This is a genomic window from Streptomyces sp. NPDC048696, from assembly GCF_043198895.1.
Taxonomy (GTDB): domain Bacteria; phylum Actinomycetota; class Actinomycetes; order Streptomycetales; family Streptomycetaceae; genus Streptomyces.
This window is the reverse complement of the sequence record NZ_JBICVJ010000012.1, coordinates 33,743-56,974: the sequence shown is the minus strand read 5'-3', so window position 1 is coordinate 56,974 and position 23,232 is coordinate 33,743. Positions and strand designations below refer to the sequence as shown.

Below are 23,232 nucleotides of genomic sequence, written 5' to 3'. Positions count from 1 at the left end.
GTTAGGCTGTCCTAACTTACAGGGAGGGGATCGGGCGTGAGTGCCGAGGTCTATCGCGACACCTGGGGCGTCCCGCACCTGCGGGCGGCCGACGCCCGCGAGCTGGCGTACGCACAGGGCCGGGTCACGGCCCTTGACCGGGCCTGGCAGATCGAGGTCGAACGGCACCGGGTGCAGGGCACCACGGCGGCCTTCCTCGGCCCCGAAGCACTCGCCTGGGACCGCTTCGCCCGCCAGAGCCGCCTCGCCGACACCGCCCGGCGGTGCTTCGAGGCACTGGACCCGGAGACGGCGGACTGGGTCACGGCGTATGTGGCGGGGGTCAACGCGGGGCTGGCGGAGGTTGCGGGCGAGTCCGCGACAGTCGGGGGCGGCGCGGGCTTCGCCGAAGGCGCTGGTCGAGGGGGCGGGTCCGCGGCCGCCGGGTCCGGAGCGGGCGGGGTCGAAGGGATCGGCCACCAGGGCCAGTTCGCGGCCGTCGGGCTCGCCCCGGGCCGCTGGGAGCCGTGGACCCCGCTCGGCGTCTGGCTCTCCACCCACATCCTGTTCGCCGGGTTCCCCGCCAAGCTGTGGCGCGAGCGCGCGCTCGCCCTGCTGGGGCCGGACGCGGTGGACCTGTTCGCCACCGACGGCCCCGGCACCTCCGGCTCCAACGGCTGGCTCGTCACCGGCGAGCACACCGCGACCGGCGCCGCGCTGATCGCGGGCGACCCGCACCGCTTCATCGAGGACCCGGGCGTCTACCAGCAGATCCGCCTGGCCTGCCCGGAGTTCGACGTCGTCGGCCTCGCCGTGCCCGGCGTCCCCGGCATCGCCCACTTCGGCCACACCGGCTCGGCCGCCTGGGCCATCACCAACGCCATGGCCGACTACCAGGACCTCTACCGCGAACGCCTGCGCCGCGCCGGTACGGGCGTGGAGGCGCTGGGCCCCGACGGCTGGCGCCCCGCGCCCGCCCACACGGAGACGATCGAGGTGGCGGGCGCGGCCCCGGTCACGGTCGAGGTGATCGAGACCGACCGCGGCCCGGTGATCATCGGCGGCCCCGACGCGTCGGACGCGATCAGCCTGCGCCACCCGCCACGGGTGACGGCGGACCTGGGCTTCGCGGCGCTCCCGGCCCTGCTCCGCGCGCGGACGGTGCACGACGTGGACCGGGCGGTGGACGCCTGGGTGGAGCCGGTGAACGTCGTCCAGGCGGCGGACACGGGCGGCGGCGTGCTGCACCGGGTGGCGGGCCGCGTGCCGCTGCGCCACGGCGACAACCGCGTACGGGTCGTACCGGCGTGGGAGTCCGGGCACGAGTGGACGGGCTGGGCGCGGATGCCGCGCGCGGAGGTGTCCGGGACGGCGGTGATGGCGAACCAGCGGGGCCTGGCGGAGCCGCTCGGGGTGGAGTTCGCGCCGCCGTACAGGGCGGACCGGATAGCCCACTTGCTGTCGACGAGGACGGCCTGGACGGCATCCGCCATGACAGCGATCCACATGGACACCCACCTCCAATCGGCGGCCCCGCTCCTGTCGTTGGTCGGCTCGCTGACGGGCCTGAGCCCGGCGGCGGAGGAGCTGCGGACCCGCCTCCTGGCCTGGGACCGCCGGATGGAGGCGGATTCGAGCGACGCGATGGCGTACGCGACGGTCCGGGCGGCGGTCGTACGCAACCTGGCGGCGGCGCCCGACTTCGCGGACCTCACCGAACTCCCGCCCCTGCCGGACCTGTTCCTGCCCTGGCTGGCGCTCGTCCCGAGGATCGCGTTCGCCCTGGAGACCATCCTGACGGCGACGCGGATGCTGCCGGATCTGGACCGGGCGGGGGCGGTGCGGGCGGCGCTGGAGGAAGTGGCGGGTCAGGGCCGGGAGTTCGGCTCCTGGGGCGAGGCGCACCGGCTCGCCCCCTGGCAGGCGCTGCCGGGGACGCAGGAGTGGCCGGGCCTCGCGGGTGACCACGACTGCGTCCTGTCGACGAGCAGCGTGCCGGGCGTGACGCACCTCAGCGCCCGTGGTCCGGCCGCGCGGTACGTCTGGGACCTGGCGGACCGCGAGAAGAGCCTGTGGGTGGTCCCGCTGGGCGCGTCGGGAGCACCCGGGAGCCCCCACCACCGGGACCAGCTCCCGCTGTGGCGGGCGGGGGAGTTGGCGCCGGTGGTGACGGACTGGAACGCACTGAGGAGAGAAGCGGGCGTGGAGCGGGCGAGCGTGTACGAGCAGAAGGTCGAGGGCTTCGGAACGGTCCGGGTGCTGCCGCTGGATCCGGCGGGGGACGCGGAGGTGGTCCATGGCTGGGTGACGGAGGAACGGGCGGAGTTCTGGGGCATGCGGGACGCGTCCTTGGAGGACGTCCGCGCCACATACGAGTACGTGGCGTCACTCGCCACGCACCACGCGTACCTGGTGCACCTGGACGATGAGCCGGTCGCGCTGTTCCAGACGTACGATCCGGCGGCGGATCCGGTGGGGGAGTGCTACGAGGTGCGGCCGGGCGACTGGGGGGTCCACATCCTGGTGGCCCCGGCGTCCTCGCCCCGGCCGGGGTTCACGGGGGTGCTGATGTCGGTCCTGACGGCGTACGCGTTCTCGGACCCGGGGCATCTGCGGCTGGTGGTCGAGCCGGATGTCCGCAACGAGAAGTCCATCGCGCGGATGGTGCGGTCGGGGTTCGTCCTCGGGGCGGAGGTGGAGAAGCCGGAGAAACGAGCGCGCCTGGCGTTCTTGACCCGGGAGACGCCCCCCACCCCGCCCGTTCCCTGAAGCCCTGGGCGGGCGGCCGGGCGGGTCGCTTGCCGGGGAACCCCCGACCCCCCTGAGCGGGGCCTGCCCGTCGGCTGCGACCCGGTGGCGCCTGCTCGCGCCCACGCGGCGGAGCCGCAAATGTCACAGCCCCGCGCCCCTAAAAGCGGGCCGTCGGTCGGGTGCGGGCCGTCTGGGGCTGGTCGCGCAGTTCCCCGCGCCCCTTGATGGGCCCTGCGGGCCCTCCGAGATGGGCCCGGAGGGCCCTCTTAGGGGCGCGGGGCTGTGACATTGTGCGGCTCCGCCGCGTGGGCGCGAGCAACCCAGCACGGTCCGCAGACGAAAGCGGGGTCCGGGGCGCAGGGGCCGCAGGCCCCGCCCAGGGGTCCGGGGCAGAGCCCCGCGACCCACCCACCCGCAGGGGCGGAGCCCCGCAGCGGGGTGCAGGGGGCGCAGCCCCCGCCGGGGGCCGGGGGCGGAGTCCCCGAGGGGGTGCAGGGGCGCAGCCCCGCCCCGGGGTCCGGGGGCGTAGCCCCCGGGAAACCCCCTTCACCCCCTCCCACCCCCGGAGGGTTTGGGGAAGGGGCGGGGTGGGGGCTCACCCCCCGGTCACGCCTGCGCAGCGCCCCGAAGCGGGATGTTCAAGAACGTCGGCGGCTCGGCCGGAGCCTGGAAGAAGTCGTTGCCCTTGTCGTCGACCACGATGAACGCCGGGAAGTCCTCGACCTCGATCTTCCACACCGCCTCCATCCCCAGCTCCTCGTACTCGACGACCTCGACCTTCTTGATGCAGTCCTGGGCCAGCCGGGCCGCAGGCCCGCCGATCGAGCCCAGGTAGAAGCCGCCGTGCGCGTCGCACGCGTCGGTGACCTGCTTGCTCCGGTTCCCCTTCGCCAGCATCACCTTCGACCCGCCCGCCGCCTGGAACTGCTCCACGTAGGAGTCCATACGCCCGGCCGTCGTCGGGCCGAACGACCCGGACGCGTAACCCTCCGGCGTCTTGGCGGGACCCGCGTAGTACACCGGGTGGTCCTTGAGGTACTGCGGCATGGGCTCCCCCGCGTCCAGCCGCTCCTTGATCTTGGCGTGCGCGATGTCGCGCGCCACGACCAGCGGGCCGGTCAGCGAGAGCCGGGTCTTGACCGGGTACTTGGAGAGCTCCGCGAGGATGTCGTCCATCGGCTGGTTGAGGTCGATGTTCACCACATCGTCCGCCCCCGACGACAGGTGCTCGTCCGTCGTCTCCGGCAGGAACCGCGCCGGGTCCTTCTCCAGCTCCTCCAGGAACACACCCTCGGCCGTGATCTTCGCGACCGCCTGGCGGTCCGCCGAGCAGGACACGGCGATGGCGACGGGCAGCGAGGCGCCGTGCCGGGGCAGTCGCACCACGCGTACGTCGTGGCAGAAGTACTTGCCGCCGAACTGCGCCCCGATCCCGATCTTCTGCGTCAGCTCGAAGACCTTCTGCTCCAGCTCCTGGTCACGGAAGCCGTGCCCGGTCGCCGAGCCCTCGGTGGGCAGCTCGTCGAGGTAGTGCGCGGACGCGTACTTCGCGGTCTTCAGCGCGAACTCGGCGGACGTGCCGCCGACCACGATCGCCAGGTGGTAGGGCGGGCACGCCGCCGTACCGAGCGAGCGGATCTTCTCCTCCAGGAACTTCATCATGGAGGCCTCGTTCAGGACGGCCTTCGTCTCCTGGTAGAGGAACGACTTGTTGGCCGAGCCGCCGCCCTTCGCCATGAAGAGGAACTTGTACGCGCCGCCGTCCGTCGCGTACAGCTCGATCTGCGCCGGCAGGTTCGAGCCGGTGTTCTTCTCCTCCCACATGGTGAGCGGAGCCATCTGCGAGTAGCGCAGGTTGAGCTGCGTGTACGCGTCGTAGATGCCGCGCGAGAGGGCTTCCTCGTCGCCGCCCTCGGTCAGCACGTTCTGGCCGCGCTTGCCCATCACGATCGCCGTGCCGGTGTCCTGGCACATCGGCAGCACGCCCGCCGCCGCGATGTTCGCGTTCTTCAGCAGGTCGAGCGCCACGAACTTGTCGTTGCTCGACGCCTCGGGGTCGTCGATGATCTTGCGCAGCTGGGCCAGGTGGGCCGGGCGCAGATAGTGCTGGATGTCGTGGATCGCCTCGGCGGCGAGCTTGCGCAGCGCCTCGGGCTCGACCTTGAGGAACGTACGGCCGTCGGCCTCGAAGGTGGCGACACCCTCGGCGGTCACCAGGCGATACGGCGTGGTGTCCTCGCCCAGAGGGAGCAGATCGGAGTACGCAAACTCTGGCATTACGGCCATTCCTCACTCGGCAGACAGCGACTGAACCTCCATTGGCACAGCACCCTCAAGCGTATGCGGCCGACGCGGTGGGGATTCTGTGAGGTAAGGCTCAGTTGGCAGGTCCGCTCGTCCTGCCCCTGATCCGACCCTGACTCGAACCCTGATCCGCCCCTGAACCGGCTTTCGCCCCCTAGTCGCGATCTATCGCGTTTCGGTACGCTGAATCCGTGGATCTCGAAAAGCACGCCCCCTCGCCGCAGTCCGTGCAGCCGCGGCCCGCGGAGCCCGCGCCGGCCGCCGTGGCCCTGCGTGCCTCCGACGCCGACCGCGACCGGGTCGCCGACATCCTGCGCGAGGCCCTGGCCGAGGGGCGGCTCGACGCGGAGGAGCACGCCGAGCGCGTCGACGGCGTGTACCGCGCGAAGACCATGAGCGAACTGGAGCCGCTGGTACGGGACCTGCCCGCGGCCGCCGGCGGCGCGCCCCGCTTCGCCGCCCCGGCCCCGGCGCCCTCGTACGCGAGCGCACACGCCGAGGACGAGGCGGCGGGTCCCGTCGCCGCCGAGAACCTGGTGGCGGTCTTCTCCAGCTCCACCCGCAAGGGCCGCTGGCGCATCGGGCGCCGGACCAACGCGTTCGCGCTCTTCGGCAGCGTCGAGATCGACCTCACCGAGGCGTACTTCGAGCAGCGCCTCTCCGTCATCAACGCCACCTCGATCTTCGGCAACGTGGAGGTCCGGGTCCCGGAGAACCTGACCCTGCGCGGCAGCGGCACCGGCGTCTTCGGCAACTTCGAGGTGGACACGCTGGAGGCCGAGCACCCCGAGGCGCCGGTCGTGGTCGTGAACGGGTACTCGGTATTCGGCAACATCGAGGCCAAGCCCAAGCGCGGTAAGCGGATCGCCGACCTCCACGACCGCCTGCGCAAACGCCTCGACTCCTGACGCATCGCAGCCGCACATTTTCGGACACCGGCATACGATCGGAGTTTCGCCAAGGGAACTCAGTGCATAGGCACGCGCACAGCGGGTAGGGACTGTCGCATCGTCGCTACGCTCGCGAAGCCGTCGTCAGCCGTCGTCAGGAGTTGGCCGTGCTGCATCCGCCGCATCAGTCCCTGCAGGTCGCCGCCGCCGTCACGCCGCAGCGCGGCCCAGTACGGGAGGATGGCGCGGGCCCGTGGCACACGGAGGCGGTCTGCCGCCGGGACGAGGCGGGACTCTTCTTCGCCCCATCGAAGGAGCCGACGGCCGCGCGGCTGTCGCGCGAGGAGGCGGCCAAGCGCGTCTGCGCGCGCTGCCCCGTGATGGTGGAGTGCCGTGAGCACGCGCTGCTCATGCCCGAGCCGTACGGGGTGTGGGGCGGGCTGACGGCGGCGGAGCGGCGTGTGGTGCTGGCCCGGCGGCGCCGGCGCGAGGTCGAGCTCAAGAAGGCCGCGTCGGCCGCCTGACGCACGCGAAGGGGCGCCCCCGTCCGCACAACGGGGGCGCCCCTTCACGTACGTACGCGAAGCTGCCTCGTGGCTACTTCGCGCGGTCGAAGTCGATCTGGCTGTAGGCGCGCAGCTTCGAGAGGCGGTGCGTCGAGTCGATCTGGCGGATCGTGCCGGACTTGGAGCGCATGACCAGCGACTGGGTGGTCGCGGTCTCGCCGCGGTAGCGCACACCGCGCAGCAGCTCGCCGTCCGTGATGCCGGTGGCGACGAAGAAGACGTTGTCGCCGGAGACCAGGTCGTTGGTCATCAGCACGCGGTCCAGGTCGTGGCCCGCGTCGAGCGCGCGCTGCTTCTCGGCCTCGTCCTTGGGCCACAGCTTGCCCTGGATGGTGCCGCCGAGGCACTTGATCGCGCAGGCCGAGATGATGCCCTCCGGGGTGCCGCCGACGCCCATGAGCAGGTCGACGCCGGTGCCCTCGCGCACGGCCATGATCGAACCGGCGACGTCGCCGTCCGTGATGAACTTGATGCGCGCGCCGGTCTCGCGGATCTCCTTGACGATGCCCTCGTGGCGGGGGCGGTCGAGGATGACGACCGTGACGTCCTCGGGCGAGGAGTTCTTGGCCTTGGCGACCCGGCGGATGTTCACCGAGACGGGGGCGTTGATGTCGACGAAGTCGGCGGCCTCGGGCCCGGTGACGAGCTTGTCCATGTAGAAGACGGCCGACGGGTCGAACATGGTGCCGCGGTCGGCGGCGGCGAGCACGGCGATCGCGTTGGGCATGCCCTTGGCGTTGAGCGTGGTGCCGTCGATCGGGTCGACCGCGATGTCGACCTCGGGGCCGGTGCCGTCGCCGATCCGCTCCCCGTTGTAGAGCATCGGGGCCTCGTCCTTCTCGCCCTCTCCGATGACGACGACGCCGTTCATCGAGACGGTGGAGACGAGGGTGCGCATGGCGTTGACCGCGGCGCCGTCCGCGCCGAGCTTGTCGCCGCGACCGACCCACCGGCCCGCTGCCATGGCGGCGGCCTCGGTGACCCGGACCAGCTCCAGGGCGAGGTTGCGGTCGGGGGCCTCGGGCGAGACCTCAAGTTGGGGCGGCAGGTTGTGCTCGGTCATCGGAGCGCACCTTTCTGTACGGCGACGGCCGGGGAAAAGCCGGAGAAAAGAGGGTGCCCCGACTCTATCGGTACGTCGACAAAATGAGCAGAGGGGGCCACGTATGAGCAGCGACATGACCTGAGACCATGGGTGCGTGGCAGGAACGCGTGGCAAGCAGAGTGTGCGGAACATGCTGCAGTCGTTGGCGGTGATCGGTATCGCCGTGGCTGTGATCTACATGTTCGTCCCGCACGACGACAAGAAGGACCCGAACGTCAAGGCGATCGACTACCGCGTCGAACTCCTGACGGCCCGGCGCGCCGCGCCGTACCCGGTGGCGGCGCCGGTCGGGCTCCCCGACGAGGCCAAGTGGAAGGCGACCTCGGTCACCTTCGACCGCCAGGACAACAACGCCTGGCACCTGGGCTTCCTGGACCCCGAGACCGAGTACGTCGGGATCGAGCAGTCCTCGGCGCCGGACCGGGACAAGTTCGTGAAGTCGGTCGCCAAGAAGGCGACGAAGACGGACCACACCCAGCAGATCGCGGGCGCGACGTGGCGCCGCTGGGAGGGCTCGAAGTACGACGCGCTCGTACGCGAGGACAAGGGCTCCACGACGGTGGTGACCGGTACGGCGTCGTTCGCGCAGCTGGAGAAGGTGGCGGCGGCGCTGGAGCTGAAGAAGTCGTCATGAAGAGGTTGTGATGACGGAAGGCCGTCGCACCGACAAATCGGTGCGACGGCCTTCGTCGTTGGTGCTGGGTACGGCTCAGACGGTGGTGACGACCTCGTCGAAGGCGAGGCGGGGGCTGCGCGGGAACGAGGCGCCCTCGCCCGGCTTGCCGATGTTGACGACCATCAGCGGGGTGTGGTCGCCGTCCAGGAACTCCTTCTGGACACCGGCGGCGTCGAACCCGGTCATCGGACCGGCGGCGAGCCCGGCGGCGCGGACGCCGACGATGAAGTAGGCGGCCTGCATGGCGGCGTTCAGGCCGGCGGCGCTCTCGCGGACCGGGCGCTCGCTGAAGAACACGTCCTTGGCCTGCGGGAAGTGCGGGAAGAGCTTCGGCAGCTCCTCGTGGAACTCGTTGTCCGCGGCGAGGATCGCGACCAGCGGGGCGGCGGCGGTCTTGGCCTGGTTGCCCTCGGCCATGTGCGCCACGAGCCGCTCGCGGGCCTCGGCCGACCGCACCAGGACGATCCGCAGCGGCGTCTGGTTGAAGGCGGTCGGCCCGTACTTGACCAGGTCGTAGATCGCCTGAACCTGCTCCTCGGTCACCGGCTCGTCGGTGAACGTGTTGGCGGTACGGGCCTCACGGAAGAGGAGGTCCTGGGCGGTGGGGTCAAGGGCGAGAGACATTACGTACGTACCTTCCGGACTTACGGGGTCCGCTTGTGGGGGATCAAGCGGTGTCGCCACGGTACGACGGCGTTAGGTTAACTTTCAACTAAATGGGGGGCGGGGTGATGGGCTTCACAGAAATGGTCGCTTTTCAGCCAGGTGGCCCCCCACCCCGCCCCTTCCCGGCTGTGACATTTTGCGGCTCCGCCGCGTGGCCTGGACGGGCGGCCGGGTGGCGGGTGGAGGCGGGCTTTCCCGGGGCTTCGCCCCCCGGGCTCGTTCGTCGGCTGCGGCCCGGTGGGGGCTGGTCGCGCAGTTTCCCGCGCCCCTGGGCGGTGGGGGTGAATCCAGCCACGGGGGGTCCCTGGACGTGGTCCTTGGGGGGAGTTAGGGGGAGCGGAGTCCGCTGCCACCCCCCATCCGCATGGGCGGAGTCGCGCGTGCGCACCCACCCCACGGGCGTCCGGGGCGGAGCCCCGAAGCGGGGTGCAGGGGGTGCAGAGGGTGGAAGCCCCCGCTTGGGACGGCCCCGCCCAGGCCCCGGCGGAGCCCAGAAGCGGGGTGCAGGGGCCGCAGGTCCCGCCGGGGGTGCAGAGGGTGGAAAACGCCAGCTTGGCCGCCCCCGCCCAGGCCCGGGCGGAGCCCAGAAGCCGGGTGCAGGGGCCGCAGGCCCCGCTCGGGGGACCGGGGGGCGGAGCCTCCGGGGAAACCCCTGCCCGTGATTCCCACCTCAGCCGGAGTGGGGGTGGATGGGGCGCAGCCCCGCCAGGGGTCCGGGGGGCGGAGCCCAGGGGAGTCCCCTCCTCAGCCTCAGCCCAGCCGGAGCGGGGTGCAGGGGGCGCAGCCCCCGCGAGGGGTCCGGGGCGGAGCCCCGAGGGCGGGTGCAGGGGCCGCAGGCCCCGGCGGGGTCCGGGGGCGGAGCCCCCTCAACCTCCCCTCCAGTCGCAGTGGGGTGCAGGGGGCGGAGCCCCGCCAGGGGTTTGGGGGCGGAGCCCCCGGGGGACCACCTTCACCCCCACCCACCCCCGGAGGGTTTAGGGGAGGGGCGGGGTGGGGGACGTCACCGCTCGGCCTCCAGCGCCGCGTCCAACCGTGCCCGCGCCCCCTCCAGCCACCGCCCGCACACCTTCGCCAGCGCCTCCCCCCGCTCCCACAGCGCCAACGACTCCTCCAGCGTCGTACCCCCCGCCTCCAACTGCCGTACCACGTCGATCAGTTCGTCCCGAGCCTGCTCGTATCCCAGCGTCTCGGACGACGCCGACGCCCCGGAGACGCCCCCCGAACCGGCCTCGCCCGAACCCGAACCCGAACCCGAATCCGGACCCGCGCCCGCCACATCCTTCGCACCCATACCCGTCACCCTACGCATCCGTCCCGACGACAACCGTGAACTCACCCTCGGCCACCCTGGCCCGCAACTCCTCGCCCCCGGCGACCTCCGACGAGGACCGCACCACGGCCCCGCCGGCCCGCTGAAGCACCGCGTACCCCCGTTCCAGCGTCGCCGCCGGCGACAGCGCGACCACGCGCGCGCGGGTGTGCGACAGCTCCGAGTCGGCCCGGTCGAGCAGATGGCCGAGGACCCGGCGCGAGCGGTGGACCAGCGCGTCCACCTCGTCCGCCCGGTCGTCCACCATCCGGTGCGGCCGCTCCATCCAGGGCCGGGCGAGCATCCCGGCGAGCCCCCGCTCCTCCCGGTCGACGAGCCCGACCACATGCCGCCGCGCGCGGTCCCGCAGCATCCGGACCCGGTCCAGCTCCTCCCCGACGTCGGGGACGACCTTCTTCGCCGCGTCCGTGGGCGTGGACGCCCGCAGGTCCGCGACCAGGTCGAGCAGCGGCGAGTCCGGCTCGTGCCCGATCGCCGACACCACCGGCGTACGGCACTCGGACACCGTCCGCACGACCCGCTCGTCGGAGAACGGCAGCAGATCCTCCACGCTGCCGCCACCGCGCGCGACGATGATCACGTCGACGTCCGCCAGCGCGTCCAGCTCCTTCACCGCCGCCACGACCTGCGGCACCGCGTGCACCCCCTGCACCGCCACGTTCCGCACCTCGAAGCGCACCGCGGGCCAGCGCCGCCGCGCGTTCTCCAGGACGTCCCGCTCGGCCGCCGAGGCGCGGCCCACCACCAGCCCGACGAGCTGCGGCAGAAACGGCAGCGGCCGCTTGCGGTCGAGCGCGAACAGACCCTCCGCCGCGAGGGACTTCTTCAACTGCTCAAGGCGGGCGAGCAGTTCGCCGATCCCCACGGGCCGTATCTCCGCGGCCCGCAGCGACAGCTGCCCGCGCGGCGCGTACCACTCCGGCTTCGCGTGGACCACCACGCGCGCGCCCTCCGCGACGACGTCCGCCACCGCGTCGAACACCTGCCGGTAACAGGTGACCGACACCGAGATGTCGTGCGCCGGGTCACGCAGCGTCAGGAACACCACCCCGGCGCCGGGCCGCCGCGAGAGCTGGGTGATCTGCCCCTCGACCCACACCGCCCCCAGCCGGTCGATCCACCCGCCGATGAGGCGCGACACCTCACCGACCGGCAGCGGCGCCTCGGCACTCGTATTCAGACCCATGTACGCAGGCTAACGGCCCCCACTGACACCGCCCCCGACGCGACGGCCGAAGCGGCGCGCGCCCGGCCACCACCCGGCCCAGCGTCCGACCGCCGCCAAGCCCGCCGCCCGGCCCATCGCCCGACCCTCCGCACAACCCCACTACGGCGCCCGGCCGAACCGTTCCGCCCCTTGCACCATCAGCACCCCGACCCCCAGCACCAGCCACACGAACCCCACGACCTGCGCCGAGCGCGTCGCCTCCCACATCACCGCCACGATCACCGCAGCGCCGAGCAGCGGAAGCACCAGATGCCTCAGCCAGTCGGGCGCGCCCTCGCGGCGGCGTACCGCGTACCAGCCGATCACCGACGCGTGCAGCAGCAGGAAGGCCGTCAGGGCGCCCATGTCGACCACCGAGACCAGCTTGTCCATGCCGTCGTCGCGCCGGGCCGCCCAGATCGCCGCCACCAGCGTCACCGCGGCCGAGCCCAGCAGCGCCGCGCGCGGTACGCCCGACCAGGTCCGTGACAGCAGCGTCGGCAGCCGCCGCTCGCGCGCCATCGCGAAGACCAGCCGCCCGGCCGCCGCCTGCCCGGCCAGCGCCGCGAACGCCGCCCCGATCGCCTTGCTCGCCGCCACCAGATCGTGCAGCCAGGTGCCCACGGACGCCTCGACCGTGTCGTAGAACGCCGACCCCTGCCTGGCCGGCTCGGCGGCCAGCCGCGCCGACGGCACGGGTTCGAGCAGCGCCGCCAGATACGTCTGCGCCACGAACAGCACCCCCGCGAGCGCCAGGCAGAACAGCACCGCGCGCGCGACCTTGCCGGAACCCCCGGTGACCTCCTCCGCGAAGGCGGCGATCGCGTCGAAGCCGAGATACGAGAGCACCGCCACCGAGACCGCGCTCAGCACCGCCGACAGCGAGAACCCGGCGTCCCCGGTCAGCGGCGAGAGCCAGTCGCGCTGCGCCCCGTCCCGTACGAGTACGACCACCGCCGAGACGAGGAAGACGAGCAGCACGCCGATCTCCATCGCGAGCACCGCGAACCCGACGCGCGCGGCCGCCCGTACGCCCCAGAGGTTCAGCGCCGTGGTGATCACCACGGCCAGCGCGGTCCACACCCACCGGGAGACCGAGGGGACAAGGGAGTTCATGGCGATGCCGGAGAAGAGATACGCGACCGCCGGGATCAGCAGATAGTCGAGCATCGCCATCCATCCGGCGATGAACCCGGCGCCTTCGCCGAGCCCCGCGCGCGCGTAGGCGAAGACGGAACCCGCCTGCGGGGCTACCCGCACCATCTGCGCGTAACTCAGAGCGGTGAACGCCATCGCGGCGGTCGACACGAGGTAGACCAGCGCCACGGCGCCGTGCGACTTCGCGTCCAGCGTGCCGAAGATGCCGACGGGCGCCATCGGGGCGATGAACAGCAGCCCGTACACGACCAGGTCACGGAAGCCGAGGCTGCGCCGCAGCTCACCCGCCTCCGCGGGCCGCTCGCTCTCCTCGGTGCTGTGCGCGCTCATGCGGCCAGTCTCACGGCCCGGACGATCTTTGGCCCGCCGGACGGGTCAGGGGTGTCGTGCCCCACGCGCGCGAGTCGCGCTCCTTCTCCGGCGCCCCGCGCCCCGCACCGCTCGACGGCCACGCGCGCGTGGCGCCCGCCATGGGCCGGGCGTACCCGGCCGCCCGCGACGGGCCGGGCGCACCCGGGGCTGTCGCGGCCCGGCCGTACCATGGACCGCATGACTGCTACGCCTGCCCGCCGTGTCCTGCTCGCCGCGCCCCGTGGCTACTGCGCGGGTGTCGACCGCGCCGTGATCGCCGTCGAGAAGGCCCTGGAGCAGTACGGGTCGCCCATCTACGTCCGGCACGAGATCGTCCACAACAAGTACGTCGTGCAGACCCTGGAGCGAAAGGGCGCGATCTTCGTCGACGCGACGGCGGAGGTCCCCGAGGGCTCCATCGTCATGTTCTCCGCGCACGGCGTGGCGCCGACCGTGCACGCGGAGGCGGCCGAGCGGAAGCTGGCCACCATCGACGCGACCTGCCCCCTGGTCACCAAGGTGCACAAGGAGGCCGTGCGGTTCGCCAACGAGGACTACGACATCCTCCTGATCGGCCACGAGGGCCACGAGGAGGTCATCGGCACCTCCGGCGAGGCCCCCGAGCACATCACGCTGGTCGACGGCCCCGAGGACGTCGCCGGTGTCGAGGTCCGCGACGAGTCGAAGGTCGTCTGGCTCTCCCAGACGACGCTGTCGGTCGACGAGACCATGGAGACGGTCGACGCGCTGAAGCAGAAGTTCCCGCTGCTGATCTCGCCGCCCAGCGACGACATCTGCTACGCCACGCAGAACCGCCAGACGGCGGTCAAGCAGATGGGCGCGGACGCGGACCTGGTCATCGTCGTCGGCTCCAAGAACTCCTCGAACTCGGTACGCCTGGTCGAGGTCGCCCTCGGCGCGGGCGCGCGCGACGCCCATCTGGTGGACTTCGCCGAGGAGATCGACGAGGCCTGGCTGGAGGGCGTGAACACGGTCGGTCTGACGTCCGGCGCCTCCGTTCCCGAGGTGCTGGTCGAGGGCGTACTGGAATGGCTCTCCCAGCGCGGCTTCGAGGACGTCGAGATCGTCAAGGCGGCGGAGGAGTCGATCACGTTCTCGCTGCCGAAGGAGCTGCGCCGCGATCTGCGCGCGGAGGCGGCGGAGCTGTCGGGGAAGCCGTCGGCGGAGTAGCCGTCGAAGGGGTCGGGCGGGGCGCCCCGCGAGCCGTTCTCCAGGTGACTGTCAGTGCCCACCCGTAACGTGGTGTCCATGAACGTGTTCGGAGTGGACATCGGCGGGTCCGGGATCAAGGGCGCTCCCGTGGACCTGGAGCGCGGAGACCTGGCCCAGGAGCGGTACAAGGTCCTGACCCCGCAGCCCGCGACGCCCGAGGGCGTGGCGGGCAAGGTCGCGGAGGTCGTCAGCCATTTCGGCTGGTCGGGCCCGATCGGCATCACGTTCCCGGGTGTCGTCACGGGCAATACGATCCGGACGGCGGCCAACGTGGACGCCGCGTGGATCGGCGTGGACGGGGCCCGGCTGCTCGGCGCCCGCCTCGGCGGCCTGCCCGTGACCGTCATGAACGACGCGGACGCGGCGGGCGTGGCCGAGATGAACTTCGGCGCGGGCCGGGGCCGCAAGGGCACGGTGATCCTGCTGACGTTCGGCACGGGCATCGGCAGCGCGCTCTTCCTCGACGGCCGCCTCGTCCCCAACACCGAGCTGGGCCATCTCGAACTGCACGGCCACGACGCGGAGAAGCGCGCGTCGACGAAGGCCAAGGAGGACGAGGACCTGACCTGGACCCATTGGGCGCACCGCGTCCAGAAGTACCTGGCGCACGTCGAGATGCTGTTCTCGCCGGAGCTCTTCATCATCGGCGGCGGGGTGAGCCGCAAGGCCGAGAAGTTCCTGCCCCTGATCGAGGGCATCCGGGCGGAGATGGTCCCGGCACAGCTGCAGAACAACGCGGGGATCGTCGGGGCGGCGATGACGGCGGGACGGCGGTAGGGGCGCCTCGGCGCCCTGAAGGACTCGTGGCGGCCCGATGCGCTTCCGCGCCCCGGAAGGGGCGCGGGGCTGTGCCATTGTGCGGCTCTGCCGCGATGGGGGTCCCCCCTGTTCGAGCGGAGCCGAGAACTTGGGGGAGCGACCAGCCACGCACGGTCCGCAGCCAATGACCGCACCTTCAGCGGAGCGCTCAGCGCCGGGGCGCGGTGGGCCGGGCCCGGCGACGCCCCATCAGCCGTACCTTCCGCACGCTCGCGATCACACCCGCCACCAGCGTTCCGCCGTACAGCCACCCGGCGTGCAGAGCGAGCGCGGTGACGACGGCCATGGCCTGGCCGCCGACGCCGCCGGTGCCGTCCGCGATGGGGACGATGCCGAAGGCGAAGGCGATCGGGACACTGATGGGCGCACTGACCAGGTCGGCGGGGCGCACCCAGAGCGCGGTGACGGCGCTGACCGGCAGGAACAGTACGCCGTACACGGCCGGCGAGCCGTCGAAGATCAGCCAGTCCAGACAGCCGAGCAGGAACATGACGGCGGCGGCGAAGAGCCCACCGCCGAGGCTGGTGAGCCGGGGCTGGGGGAGTCGGCGCAGGGCGAGCACGAACGGCGGGGCGGGCCGGGCCGCGACCCGGTACACGGCGGCCGCCTCCCCGCCGGCCTGCGGCCCCAGCGGCGCGCGCCGGGGCGTACGTCCGGGCGCGCCTGCGGGCGTACGTCCCGACGGCCCGCCGGCCGTCCGGGCTCGCTGTCCGGGCTGCGGGGTGTGCGTCCTGTATTGCTCCACCGGACCAACGTAGGTCGACACAGGGGAGGAACCACCCATGGGACACGCCCTTTGGGTGAGCTTGGCGTTGCGTTCGACGCGAAACCGCCCCTGGAGGCGGTAATGGAAGCCCTCGGGGCGGCCGCGACGCCGCCGCGGTGCCACCTCGCCTCCGGCGTGGTGAGGGCCGTCGCTGACGGCACGGCGCGCCCGTAAACTGGTGAGTCGGCCCCCATCCGCGGGGGCGTCGGCCCCCGGCCCGGGGGCGGACGGACCATCACCCTCGTACCGGGAAGTCGCCAACGTGTCGCTCACGATCGGAATCGTCGGTCTGCCGAATGTCGGCAAGTCGACCCTGTTCAACGCCCTGACCAAGAACGACGTGCTGGCGGCCAACTACCCGTTCGCCACCATCGAGCCGAACGTCGGCGTCGTCGGCGTCCCGGACCCGCGCCTGGGCAAGCTGGCCGAGGTCTTCGGCTCGCAGCGCCAGCTGCCCGCCACCGTCGACTTCGTCGACATCGCCGGCATCGTGCGCGGCGCCAGCGAGGGCGAGGGCCTGGGCAACAAGTTCCTCGCGAACATCCGCGAGTCGGACGCGATCTGCCAGGTCATCCGCGCCTTCAAGGACGAGAACGTTGTCCACGTCGACGGCAAGGTGTCCCCCAAGGACGACATCGAGACGATCAACACCGAGCTGATCCTCGCCGACCTCCAGACGATCGAGAAGGTCCTGCCGCGCCTCCAGAAGGAGTCCCGGATCAAGAAGGACGTCGCCCCGAAGGTGGCGGCGGTCGAGGCGGCCAAGGAGATCCTGGAGAAGGGCGACACGCTGTTCTCGGCCGGGATCCTCCAGGGCTCGGAGAAGGCGGAGCTCCTCCACGACCTCCACCTCCTCACGACGAAGCCGTTCCTGTACGTCTTCAACGTCGACGAGGACGAGCTGACCGACGACGCCTTCAAGGCCGAGCAGCGCGCGCTGGTCGCCCCGGCCGAGGCGATCTTCCTCAACGCCAAGCTGGAGCAGGACCTCGCCGAGCTCGACGAGGAGGACGCCCTGGAGCTCCTCCAGTCCGTCGGCGCCGAGGAGCCGGGCCTGGCCACCCTCGCCCGCGTCGGCTTCGACACCCTGGGCCTGCAGACCTACCTGACGGCCGGCCCCAAGGAAGCCCGCGCCTGGACCATCAAGAAGGGCGCCACGGCCCCCGAGGCGGCCGGTGTCATCCACACCGACTTCCAGAAGGGCTTCATCAAGGCGGAGGTCATCTCCTTCCACGACCTGATCGAAACGGGTTCGGTCGCCGAGGCCCGCGCGAAGGGCAAGGCGCGGATGGAAGGCAAGGAGTATGTGATGCAGGACGGGGACGTGGTGGAGTTCCGCTTCAACGTTTAGCGGCTGACATATCACCACATCGCTGATCTGGCAAACATGCAGGTCAGAAGGGGTCCACTCCTCCGGGGGTGGGCCCCTTAGTTTTTCCCGTGCTGGATCGGTGCTGGATAATCTGACGCCTCGTCACCTCTCATCGCCCCTCTTCATCCGTACCGTGCTGGATCGGTGCTGGATGCGTGTCGCGCGGCATGGGGCTGCTCCGGCGCCCCGGGGTGCGCGCTGTCTTACCCGCCGGTAACGGGGTGAATGGCTCGTGTCGTCCACCCCAAGGGTTGGACCTAATCAGCCTCAAGGAGGAGCCGGAAGATCCAATAAATACCCCTTGTCCTCGAACTGCTGTTCCATGTTAAAAGTAAGCGGAACCAGTTGTTCAGGGGGAAGGAACCTGCCCATGTCTCGTCGTCGTACGCCTGTGTCTTGGGCCCTTGCGTTGCCGCCGAAGGGGGCGCCTCAGAGGCGGACGGCCCAGCTTGGGTACGGCATCCTCGCCACTGCCGTCGTGTTCACGGGCACCTTCAGCGTTGCGCAGACCGCCGATGAATCGGTAGCGGCCAAGGGGCCCGCCGAAGCGCTGCCCGACGCAGACCCGGACGCGGGTGACGTGTACCGCCGCAAGCCGAAGCAGGGGTACGTTCCGACGTACTTTGACGGGCGTGGCGGCATCGCCGGAGTGCAGCTGACCGAGGAGCAACGGGCAGCGGTCGTGAAGGAAGCCCTGCGGCGCGGCGTTTCGGCCGAGGACGCTCACTCCCTTGCGTACGGAGAGTCGAACGTGTCCACTCCGGACGCGGAGCCGGAAGCGAAGTCACCCACCTTCGGTGGCTCCACCGTCTTGGCAGCCGGACCGGTCTACCGCGAAATCGCCCCGGCGGAGATGGGCAAGTCCGGGGATGGCTCGGGAGGCGAAGGCGCGCTGCCGAATGACGACGGCTCGTCTGCACCCCAGACGTACGGCCGGCGCGATGCCGAGAAGCCAGGCAAGGAGGAGTCGGGCAAGCCGCAGAGTAGGGGCTTTAAGGAGAACCTCAAGAGGTCGGCTGACGCGATCCTCCCGGACGCTATCGAAGGGCCCGTCGAAGACCTCGTGGGTCGCCTGTTGCCGTTTAAGTCGTACATGAAGGCGATCAGCGCGCCCGGCAGCGCGCCGACCTTCATGGTGTCCGAGCCGGAAGACGGGATGGTCACCGTCACCGCCGAATCGAAGATGACCGACAGCATGATCGTCACCGTCGAGGTCAAGGCGCCCGTCGAGGAGACCCCCGATGCTCCGCCTTCCACGGTCTCGGTAACTGTCACGGACCCCCAGACGGACACCGTGACCGTCGCGACCGAAACGCAGACCGTTGAGGGCCACGACGACATTCCGCGGGTTGCGATAGGCGAGGTCGTTGAGGCCGTCGTCACCGCTGCCACGGACAACAACGTCCAGCCCGGGGAAGCGGAAGTAAAGGACGAGGTAGTCGAGGGCGCCGACAAGGCCCGGGAGACCCTTCCGGAGGCGGGGAGGCCCCGGCCGTCCGCCACAGGGGGAGCGGACGGGCCGGGGCGCCCGTGAAGGTCAGCGCCGGTCAGACCTGGGCGCCTGGGGCTTCCGGTGCTTGCCGGTGCCTGAGCCAAGGGGCTTCGGCGCCGGACCCGGAGTTGGCGGCTCTTGGGCCTCGGGGTACAGGATGCGTTTTGTCTCAGCGAGGTTGGCCGCGAACGCGCACGGCTCCCAGGCGTGCCCATTCCACCGCTCGATGACGCGGGGAGTATTCGGATTCAGATGCGAGCCCTTGGGGCCGTAGCCCGAGACGATAGGAACTGCGCGTAGACGGCCGATCTTCGCCTTTCGGCGCTCCGCCCACTCCTCCAGTGGTTCGTCGTCCATCCTGCCAACCTAGTGGTCCCCGAGCCCCGTGACGGGCTGTCCAGTGAGCCGCTGGGCGACCTGCCACAACATCCCGCCTCGTGAGGCTTTGACGAGCACCTTGTCGCCGGGGAGGAGGATCTTTTCGAGGAAGTCGGCGGCGGTCGCGTTGTCGGCGACCAGCGCGAGCTGTTCCACACCGGCCTCGCCCGCGCTGAGAACGAGCTGCTTCACCATGTCGCCGCCAACGCCGATCACGATGTCGACGCCGAGTTCACCGGCCATGCGTCCGACCTTGCGGTGTGCCTCCACAGCCTCGTCGCCCAGTTCGAGCATCTCTCCGAGTACGGCGATCGTCCGGCCGCCTTCGGCCTGGGGCGTTCCGCCGTCTGCCTCGGTCATCGAGACTCTCCGTCGTTCAGGGGCGCGAAGGTGATCGCGCGGCCGGTGTACGAGTGGGCCAGGCGGCTGAGCGGAACGTGGTCGTGCTCCTGGCCCCAGGCCGATGGGTCGCGGAAGTGGATGGTCGGATCTGGGCCACCCTCGTAGCCGCGAAGGATGATCAGGTGGCCGCCCTTGCGGCCGTCGTCGGGGAGCTGCTCGGTCACGGACACGATCAGTGGTGCTGAGTCGAGTCGTGCCGGCAGCTCCTCGACGGGAATGGGCTCAGCGGTGGATGGGACTCCGAGGTCAGTGGCCAGGCTCGCGATCCCGGCGTGGAGTGCTCCACGGGGCGTCAGAACCTCGTGCTTGACCGCGAGCTTCAGCAGCTCGGTGACGGTGGGTGCCTCGCGGCCATAGGCGAGCAGGACCATTCTCAGCGACGCTAGGCCGCACGCCCGGTTGGACCATTCGATCCTGTCTCCCAGAGCCCACCCCCCGTGGAAAACCCACTCCGGAGAGGTGATGAGCTGACGACACATGGGGACTTCGTGGACGCGCGGCACAGCGGCGGACTCCTACGGGTCAGGCAGCAGCCTCCCGTACCGAAGTCGAGCGGGCGAATACGGGAGCGGGCAGGGGCACATCGTACGGCGGCCGGGCAAGGGCTTCGTGGAGCATGGCCAGCACGACGTCCGTGTGCGTGAGCCCGACCATCGCTGCCCCTACCGCGAAGTTGCTGTCTCGGGACATGCCCGGCGTGCTGTTGACCTCCAGCACGTACGGCTCACCCATCTCGGTGAGGACGAAGTCGATGCGTGCCGAGCCGCGCAGGCCGATCCCGTCCCACAGGACGCGGGCGTCGCTGGTGATCTTGTCGAGCACATCAGGCGACAGCTCTGCGGCCCGCACGGCGACGGCGCCCTTGGAGTTCACGTCGAGTTTGGTGTCGGCGTCGTAGAAGTCGGCCTCGGTCGCCTCCGTGGTCAGCGGCGGGAAGACGACGACCGGGCCTCCCGGCAGCTCCAGAAGACCCACCGTCAGCGGTGTGCCGGTCACGTAGTCCTCGACGAGCACTTCGCCGCCTTCCGTGCCGACAGCGTCCGCCAGAGCTCGGGGCAGGTCCAACGGGTCGCGTACGAGGCTCATGCCCACGCTGGACCCGCCGGAGGGAGGCTTGACCATCACGGGGCGGCCGTTCCAGTTCGCCGGGCCGCCCGACCAGACGCGCCACGCGGGGGTCGGGATGCCGAGGGTCAGCATCACTCGCTTGCAGAGGATCTTGTCCGCGGCCACTGCGGATGCCTGTACCCCGCTGCCGCAGTAGGGCACGCGCAAGTAGTCGAGAAGGCCCTGCAACCGGCCGTCCTCGCCGAAGGGGCCGTGGAGGTTGGACAGGGCCACGTCGTATGCGGCCAGTTCCGTGATGAAGTCGGGCTCGCAGGGGTTCAGTACCTTCCACTGGGTTCCGATGTCGTCCAGGGCCTCGGACAGGGCGGTCACGGAGCGCTGGTCCACGGGGCACTTCGAGTGGTAGAGCCGGTCCTCGGCAGACACCGGTCCGTAGATCAGAGCGACGTGGAGCCCCTGTCGGTCGCGCTGCCAGTCGCGAAGGGAAGTGGCGGCCTTCTGCACCGCGCGTTCCGAACTGGAGGTGAGGAAGAGAGTCATGCGAGCACCCCTTCGAAGGTGTTGGTGACTGGACCTCCGACCCACTGGGTCCGGTGGGGTCGGTTGCTGTGCGGCCGGACCGTGAGCGGCTCCCCGGCACGGTTGTGAACGGTGACGGCGCGCGGTGCCACGAGCCCGCGCATAGTGGCGATGACGACGGCCGCAACGGCTCCGCTGCCGCAGGAGAGGGTTTCTTCCTCTACCCCGCGCTCGTACGTCCGGATCTTGAGGGCTTGGTTTCCGAGGGCCTGGACGAAGTTGACGTTCGTCCCCAGAGGGGCCAGGTCGGCGTGGTGGCGGACAAGGCGCCCGACCATGACCGCGTCGATGGCCTCTACATCGTCGACAACGGCGACCACGTGTTCGGTGCCTGTGTGGGCACTGTCGAACCAGGTCGGCTTGCCATGGATGACGGTGTGCACTCGCCGGGGTTGGATCACGCCGACCTCGGCGGTGACCCAGATGGAGTCGTCTTTGACGAGCGCCTCGTGCGTCACTCCCGCCATGCGCAGGCCCATCTCTCCGAAGCCGTGGTCGCGATGGGCGGCCCAGGCGGTACACCGGAGAGCGTTGCCACACATCGTGGCGATCGAGCCGTCGGCGTTGAAGCACTCGACTTCGAGAAGCGCGGGCGCCTTGCTGATCAGGCTGCTGATGACGAGACCATCCGCGCCGACACCAGTTCGTCGGGCGCAGAGGCGCTCAGCCTCCTTCGGCCAGTCCTTCTGGCTGCCGGGCTCGGGGTCGGAGAGGAGGATGAAGTCGTTCCCCGCTCCATGGATCTTGCGGAAGCGCATGGCGAAGCTCCTCGCGTGATGGGGGTGAGACGGATGGCGCTAAGCCCTGGTGAGCCGCGATCAGTGAGGCGACGCGGGACGGAAGGTGTCCTGGGCCCGTCGCATGGTCCACGGGGGGCGTCCAGCGAAGAGCAGGACACGGTGGGCCGCGGTGCCGGCCGACCGCATGTCCTGGACCCGTTGGTACTTGCCGTCGAGGTAGATGAAGTCGCCAACGCGGACATCTGCTGGCGGCCTCATTGCCTTCACCGTTCCGACGGGCGGAGGAGGGATGGCGGGCTGCTCCTCGGTCCTGCGCTCGTACACTCAGCCCCTCCAGATGCCCAGCAAAAGGGCCCCGCCGAGAACTACGAGACTGAGGACGTACGCGAGTTGGTGGTTTCGGTGACTCATCAGATTCCGATCAGAAGGCTTTCCAGGCGGCTTCGCAGTGACGTGATGCCGATCTCTGCGAGAGGCACCCAGGACGCCGCGCCCGTTTCGATAGCCGAGGGGAAGACCGCACCCGAGTGCGCTCGGAAGAGGTAGCGGAACCCAACGCGCAGGCGTGGCCCGTACGTGTGTCGTCTCGGTTCCGTTACGTCGACCAAGAAGGGGCCCTCGTCGGCGGGCTGCGTCCACACGTCCCGGATGCCGACCTCCTCAGCCAAGAGGCGGAGAGCCGCTTCGGCAAGGGAGTTGTCCTCGTCTTCCGGCTCAGCTTCTGCGAGGGCAAAGCCCCTCTCGTACCGCAAGCACAGGACGCGATCCTGTTCGTCGACGACGACGGCAGCCGCCATGACGAGGGGGCAGCGCTGGCTGTGGGTGCAGGCTTGACGGCGCGAGTGGTCGAGGGCTGCGTCGTAGGCCGGCATCAAGGCCATCTGATCTTCCGGGTGTCTGTGGATGTAGCGATTGAGCTCCCGAACGATCTGATCCTCCCCGACACTCACGGCGCACCCAGCCCGTTGCGCTGCGTGTAGATCCACAGGAGCCGTCGAGTTAGAAGGGCGGCGTCCCGCATGTAGATGTACGCGCCGAAGGTGGGGGTGCTCTCGGACGGTCGGCGCGTGTAGTCGATCAGGCTGTATCCCTTGCGGACCAGTACCTCTACGTCCTGATCCTCGTTCGCGCCGAGCTCCTCACAAAGCAGGAGGTTCAGGTGACCCACGATGGCCGGGGTGGCGCCGTCCATGGCCGCGCGAGTCGTGGTGTCCATCCGCATGGCGAGGACGGATTCGGTGCGCGAGGAGATCCCCTCGACATCGATGGGGAGGTTGAGGTTGCCGACCGCAGCGCCCCCGGCCGTCCCTAGCGCCTTGCCGGTACTTGCCAAAGCCATCACTGCCCCCTTCGGGCAAGTTTTGAGCGGTGCTAATCAAGCTAAGAAGGGGGGTAGAGAG

At 70.6% G+C, this 23,232-nt stretch carries 22 protein-coding genes; 8 read left to right on the top strand and 14 right to left on the bottom strand.

The genetic code is table 11. The features are described 5' to 3' along the window. Nucleotides 1-36: 36 nt before the first annotated feature. Nucleotides 37-2,748: a GNAT family N-acetyltransferase gene (locus ACGFRG_RS24965; protein WP_393267387.1), complete on the top strand. Its 2,712-nt coding sequence runs from the start codon at nt 37-39 to the stop codon at nt 2,746-2,748. Between the two features lie 588 nt (nt 2,749-3,336). On the opposite strand, the gene ACGFRG_RS24960 is transcribed toward ACGFRG_RS24965, so the two are convergent. Continuing rightward, complete coding sequence (locus ACGFRG_RS24960) at nt 3,337-5,007, bottom strand: fumarate hydratase (protein WP_393267384.1); 1,671 nt, start codon at nt 5,005-5,007, stop codon at nt 3,337-3,339. A gap of 218 nt (nt 5,008-5,225) precedes the next feature. Here ACGFRG_RS24960 and ACGFRG_RS24955 point away from each other — a divergent pair, with 218 nt between their 5' ends. Both ACGFRG_RS24955 and ACGFRG_RS24950 read left to right on the top strand, forming a co-directional pair. After that, on the top strand, nt 5,226-5,942 hold the full coding sequence (locus ACGFRG_RS24955) for a DUF1707 domain-containing protein (RefSeq protein WP_393267382.1): 717 nt from the start codon (nt 5,226-5,228) through the stop codon (nt 5,940-5,942). Nucleotides 5,943-6,091: 149 nt separating this feature from the next. Then, complete coding sequence (locus ACGFRG_RS24950) at nt 6,092-6,448, top strand: WhiB family transcriptional regulator (protein WP_361422311.1); 357 nt, start codon at nt 6,092-6,094, stop codon at nt 6,446-6,448. A 73-nt stretch (nt 6,449-6,521) separates the two neighbouring features. Here the strand turns inward: ACGFRG_RS24950 and glpX are convergent, their stop codons facing one another. Further along, entirely contained in the window at nt 6,522-7,553 is a 1,032-nt protein-coding gene (gene glpX / locus ACGFRG_RS24945; RefSeq protein ID WP_361422314.1) for a class II fructose-bisphosphatase, read from the bottom strand. A gap of 136 nt (nt 7,554-7,689) precedes the next feature. Here glpX and ACGFRG_RS24940 point away from each other — a divergent pair, with 136 nt between their 5' ends. After that, complete coding sequence (locus ACGFRG_RS24940; protein WP_361422317.1) at nt 7,690-8,229, top strand: DUF4245 domain-containing protein; 540 nt, start codon at nt 7,690-7,692, stop codon at nt 8,227-8,229. Nucleotides 8,230-8,304: 75 nt separating this feature from the next. Here ACGFRG_RS24940 and ACGFRG_RS24935 read toward each other — a convergent pair whose 3' ends face one another. The 4 genes from ACGFRG_RS24935 to ACGFRG_RS24920 form a co-directional block, all read right to left on the bottom strand. Continuing rightward, nucleotides 8,305-8,895, bottom strand: a complete 591-nt coding sequence (locus ACGFRG_RS24935) for a malonic semialdehyde reductase (RefSeq protein WP_361422321.1) — start codon at nt 8,893-8,895, stop codon at nt 8,305-8,307. Between the two features lie 1,042 nt (nt 8,896-9,937). Then, the gene (locus tag ACGFRG_RS24930; protein WP_393267377.1) at nt 9,938-10,228 is read right to left on the bottom strand and encodes an exodeoxyribonuclease VII small subunit; all 291 of its coding nucleotides are present in this window, start codon (nt 10,226-10,228) and stop codon (nt 9,938-9,940) included. 10 nt (nt 10,229-10,238) lie between these two features. Then, nucleotides 10,239-11,453: an exodeoxyribonuclease VII large subunit gene (gene xseA, locus ACGFRG_RS24925; RefSeq protein WP_393267375.1), complete on the bottom strand. Its 1,215-nt coding sequence runs from the start codon at nt 11,451-11,453 to the stop codon at nt 10,239-10,241. Between the two features lie 141 nt (nt 11,454-11,594). After that, on the bottom strand, nt 11,595-12,962 hold the full coding sequence (locus ACGFRG_RS24920) for an APC family permease (protein ID WP_393267372.1): 1,368 nt from the start codon (nt 12,960-12,962) through the stop codon (nt 11,595-11,597). Nucleotides 12,963-13,172: 210 nt separating this feature from the next. On the opposite strand from ACGFRG_RS24920, the gene ACGFRG_RS24915 reads away from it, so the two are divergent. Then, complete coding sequence (locus ACGFRG_RS24915; protein ID WP_361422333.1) at nt 13,173-14,174, top strand: 4-hydroxy-3-methylbut-2-enyl diphosphate reductase; 1,002 nt, start codon at nt 13,173-13,175, stop codon at nt 14,172-14,174. Between the two features lie 78 nt (nt 14,175-14,252). Next, a complete protein-coding gene (gene ppgK / locus ACGFRG_RS24910; RefSeq protein ID WP_361422336.1) occupies nt 14,253-14,993 on the top strand; it encodes a polyphosphate--glucose phosphotransferase in 741 nt (246 codons plus the stop codon). Between the two features lie 190 nt (nt 14,994-15,183). Here ppgK and ACGFRG_RS24905 read toward each other — a convergent pair whose 3' ends face one another. Next, on the bottom strand, nt 15,184-15,780 hold the full coding sequence (locus ACGFRG_RS24905; RefSeq protein ID WP_393267370.1) for a DUF6542 domain-containing protein: 597 nt from the start codon (nt 15,778-15,780) through the stop codon (nt 15,184-15,186). A 283-nt stretch (nt 15,781-16,063) separates the two neighbouring features. Between ACGFRG_RS24905 and ychF the strand changes: the two genes are divergently transcribed. Continuing rightward, entirely contained in the window at nt 16,064-17,152 is a 1,089-nt protein-coding gene (ychF, locus tag ACGFRG_RS24900; RefSeq protein WP_361422339.1) for a redox-regulated ATPase YchF, read from the top strand. Between the two features lie 499 nt (nt 17,153-17,651). After that, nucleotides 17,652-18,707 carry a hypothetical protein gene (locus ACGFRG_RS24895; RefSeq protein WP_393267367.1) on the top strand — a complete coding sequence of 352 codons (1,056 nt, stop codon included), beginning with the start codon at nt 17,652-17,654 and terminating at the stop codon, nt 18,705-18,707. Between the two features lie 3 nt (nt 18,708-18,710). Here ACGFRG_RS24895 and ACGFRG_RS24890 read toward each other — a convergent pair whose 3' ends face one another. The 7 genes from ACGFRG_RS24890 to ACGFRG_RS24860 all read right to left on the bottom strand — a co-directional run bounded on the left by ACGFRG_RS24890 (nt 18,711) and on the right by ACGFRG_RS24860 (nt 23,171). Further along, nucleotides 18,711-19,022 (bottom strand): DUF6087 family protein, encoded by a 312-nt coding sequence (locus ACGFRG_RS24890; RefSeq protein ID WP_393267364.1) that lies wholly within the window; start codon nt 19,020-19,022, stop codon nt 18,711-18,713. Between the two features lie 9 nt (nt 19,023-19,031). Continuing rightward, nucleotides 19,032-19,403 (bottom strand): glutamate ligase domain-containing protein, encoded by a 372-nt coding sequence (locus tag ACGFRG_RS24885; protein ID WP_189294973.1) that lies wholly within the window; start codon nt 19,401-19,403, stop codon nt 19,032-19,034. Beyond that, on the bottom strand, nt 19,400-19,924 hold the full coding sequence (locus tag ACGFRG_RS24880) for a C39 family peptidase (RefSeq protein ID WP_393267361.1): 525 nt from the start codon (nt 19,922-19,924) through the stop codon (nt 19,400-19,402). Before ACGFRG_RS24880 ends, ACGFRG_RS24885 begins: the two co-directional genes overlap by 4 nt. A gap of 43 nt (nt 19,925-19,967) precedes the next feature. After that, entirely contained in the window at nt 19,968-21,053 is a 1,086-nt protein-coding gene (locus ACGFRG_RS24875) for an ATP-grasp domain-containing protein (protein ID WP_393267358.1), read from the bottom strand. Continuing rightward, nucleotides 21,050-21,850 (bottom strand): diaminopimelate epimerase, encoded by an 801-nt coding sequence (dapF, locus tag ACGFRG_RS24870; protein WP_393267356.1) that lies wholly within the window; start codon nt 21,848-21,850, stop codon nt 21,050-21,052. Before dapF ends, ACGFRG_RS24875 begins: the two co-directional genes overlap by 4 nt. Nucleotides 21,851-22,242: 392 nt before the next feature. After that, on the bottom strand, nt 22,243-22,782 hold the full coding sequence (locus tag ACGFRG_RS24865) for an NUDIX domain-containing protein (RefSeq protein WP_189294982.1): 540 nt from the start codon (nt 22,780-22,782) through the stop codon (nt 22,243-22,245). After that, nucleotides 22,779-23,171 (bottom strand): hypothetical protein, encoded by a 393-nt coding sequence (locus ACGFRG_RS24860; RefSeq protein WP_393267353.1) that lies wholly within the window; start codon nt 23,169-23,171, stop codon nt 22,779-22,781. Before ACGFRG_RS24860 ends, ACGFRG_RS24865 begins: the two co-directional genes overlap by 4 nt. Nucleotides 23,172-23,232 lie beyond the last annotated feature (61 nt).

Bases quoted from the DNA above. Each gene is read 5' to 3' on its own strand.
- ACGFRG_RS24960 (WP_393267384.1), bottom strand. From the start codon at position 5,007: ATGCCAGAGTTTGCGTACTCCGATCTGCTCCCTCTGGGCGAGGACACC.
- glpX (WP_361422314.1), bottom strand. From the start codon at position 7,553: ATGACCGAGCACAACCTGCCGCCCCAACTTGAGGTCTCGCCCGAGGCC.
- ACGFRG_RS24935 (WP_361422321.1), bottom strand. From the start codon at position 8,895: ATGTCTCTCGCCCTTGACCCCACCGCCCAGGACCTCCTCTTCCGTGAG.
- ACGFRG_RS24930 (WP_393267377.1), bottom strand. From the start codon at position 10,228: ATGGGTGCGAAGGATGTGGCGGGCGCGGGTCCGGATTCGGGTTCGGGT.
- xseA (WP_393267375.1), bottom strand. From the start codon at position 11,453: ATGGGTCTGAATACGAGTGCCGAGGCGCCGCTGCCGGTCGGTGAGGTG.
- ACGFRG_RS24920 (WP_393267372.1), bottom strand. From the start codon at position 12,962: ATGAGCGCGCACAGCACCGAGGAGAGCGAGCGGCCCGCGGAGGCGGGT.
- ACGFRG_RS24915 (WP_361422333.1), top strand. From the start codon at position 13,173: ATGGACCGCATGACTGCTACGCCTGCCCGCCGTGTCCTGCTCGCCGCG.
- ppgK (WP_361422336.1), top strand. From the start codon at position 14,253: ATGAACGTGTTCGGAGTGGACATCGGCGGGTCCGGGATCAAGGGCGCT.
- ACGFRG_RS24890 (WP_393267364.1), bottom strand. From the start codon at position 19,022: ATGGACGACGAACCACTGGAGGAGTGGGCGGAGCGCCGAAAGGCGAAG.
- ACGFRG_RS24885 (WP_189294973.1), bottom strand. From the start codon at position 19,403: ATGACCGAGGCAGACGGCGGAACGCCCCAGGCCGAAGGCGGCCGGACG.
- ACGFRG_RS24880 (WP_393267361.1), bottom strand. From the start codon at position 19,924: ATGTGTCGTCAGCTCATCACCTCTCCGGAGTGGGTTTTCCACGGGGGG.
- ACGFRG_RS24875 (WP_393267358.1), bottom strand. From the start codon at position 21,053: ATGACTCTCTTCCTCACCTCCAGTTCGGAACGCGCGGTGCAGAAGGCC.
- dapF (WP_393267356.1), bottom strand. From the start codon at position 21,850: ATGCGCTTCCGCAAGATCCATGGAGCGGGGAACGACTTCATCCTCCTC.
- ACGFRG_RS24860 (WP_393267353.1), bottom strand. From the start codon at position 23,171: ATGGCTTTGGCAAGTACCGGCAAGGCGCTAGGGACGGCCGGGGGCGCT.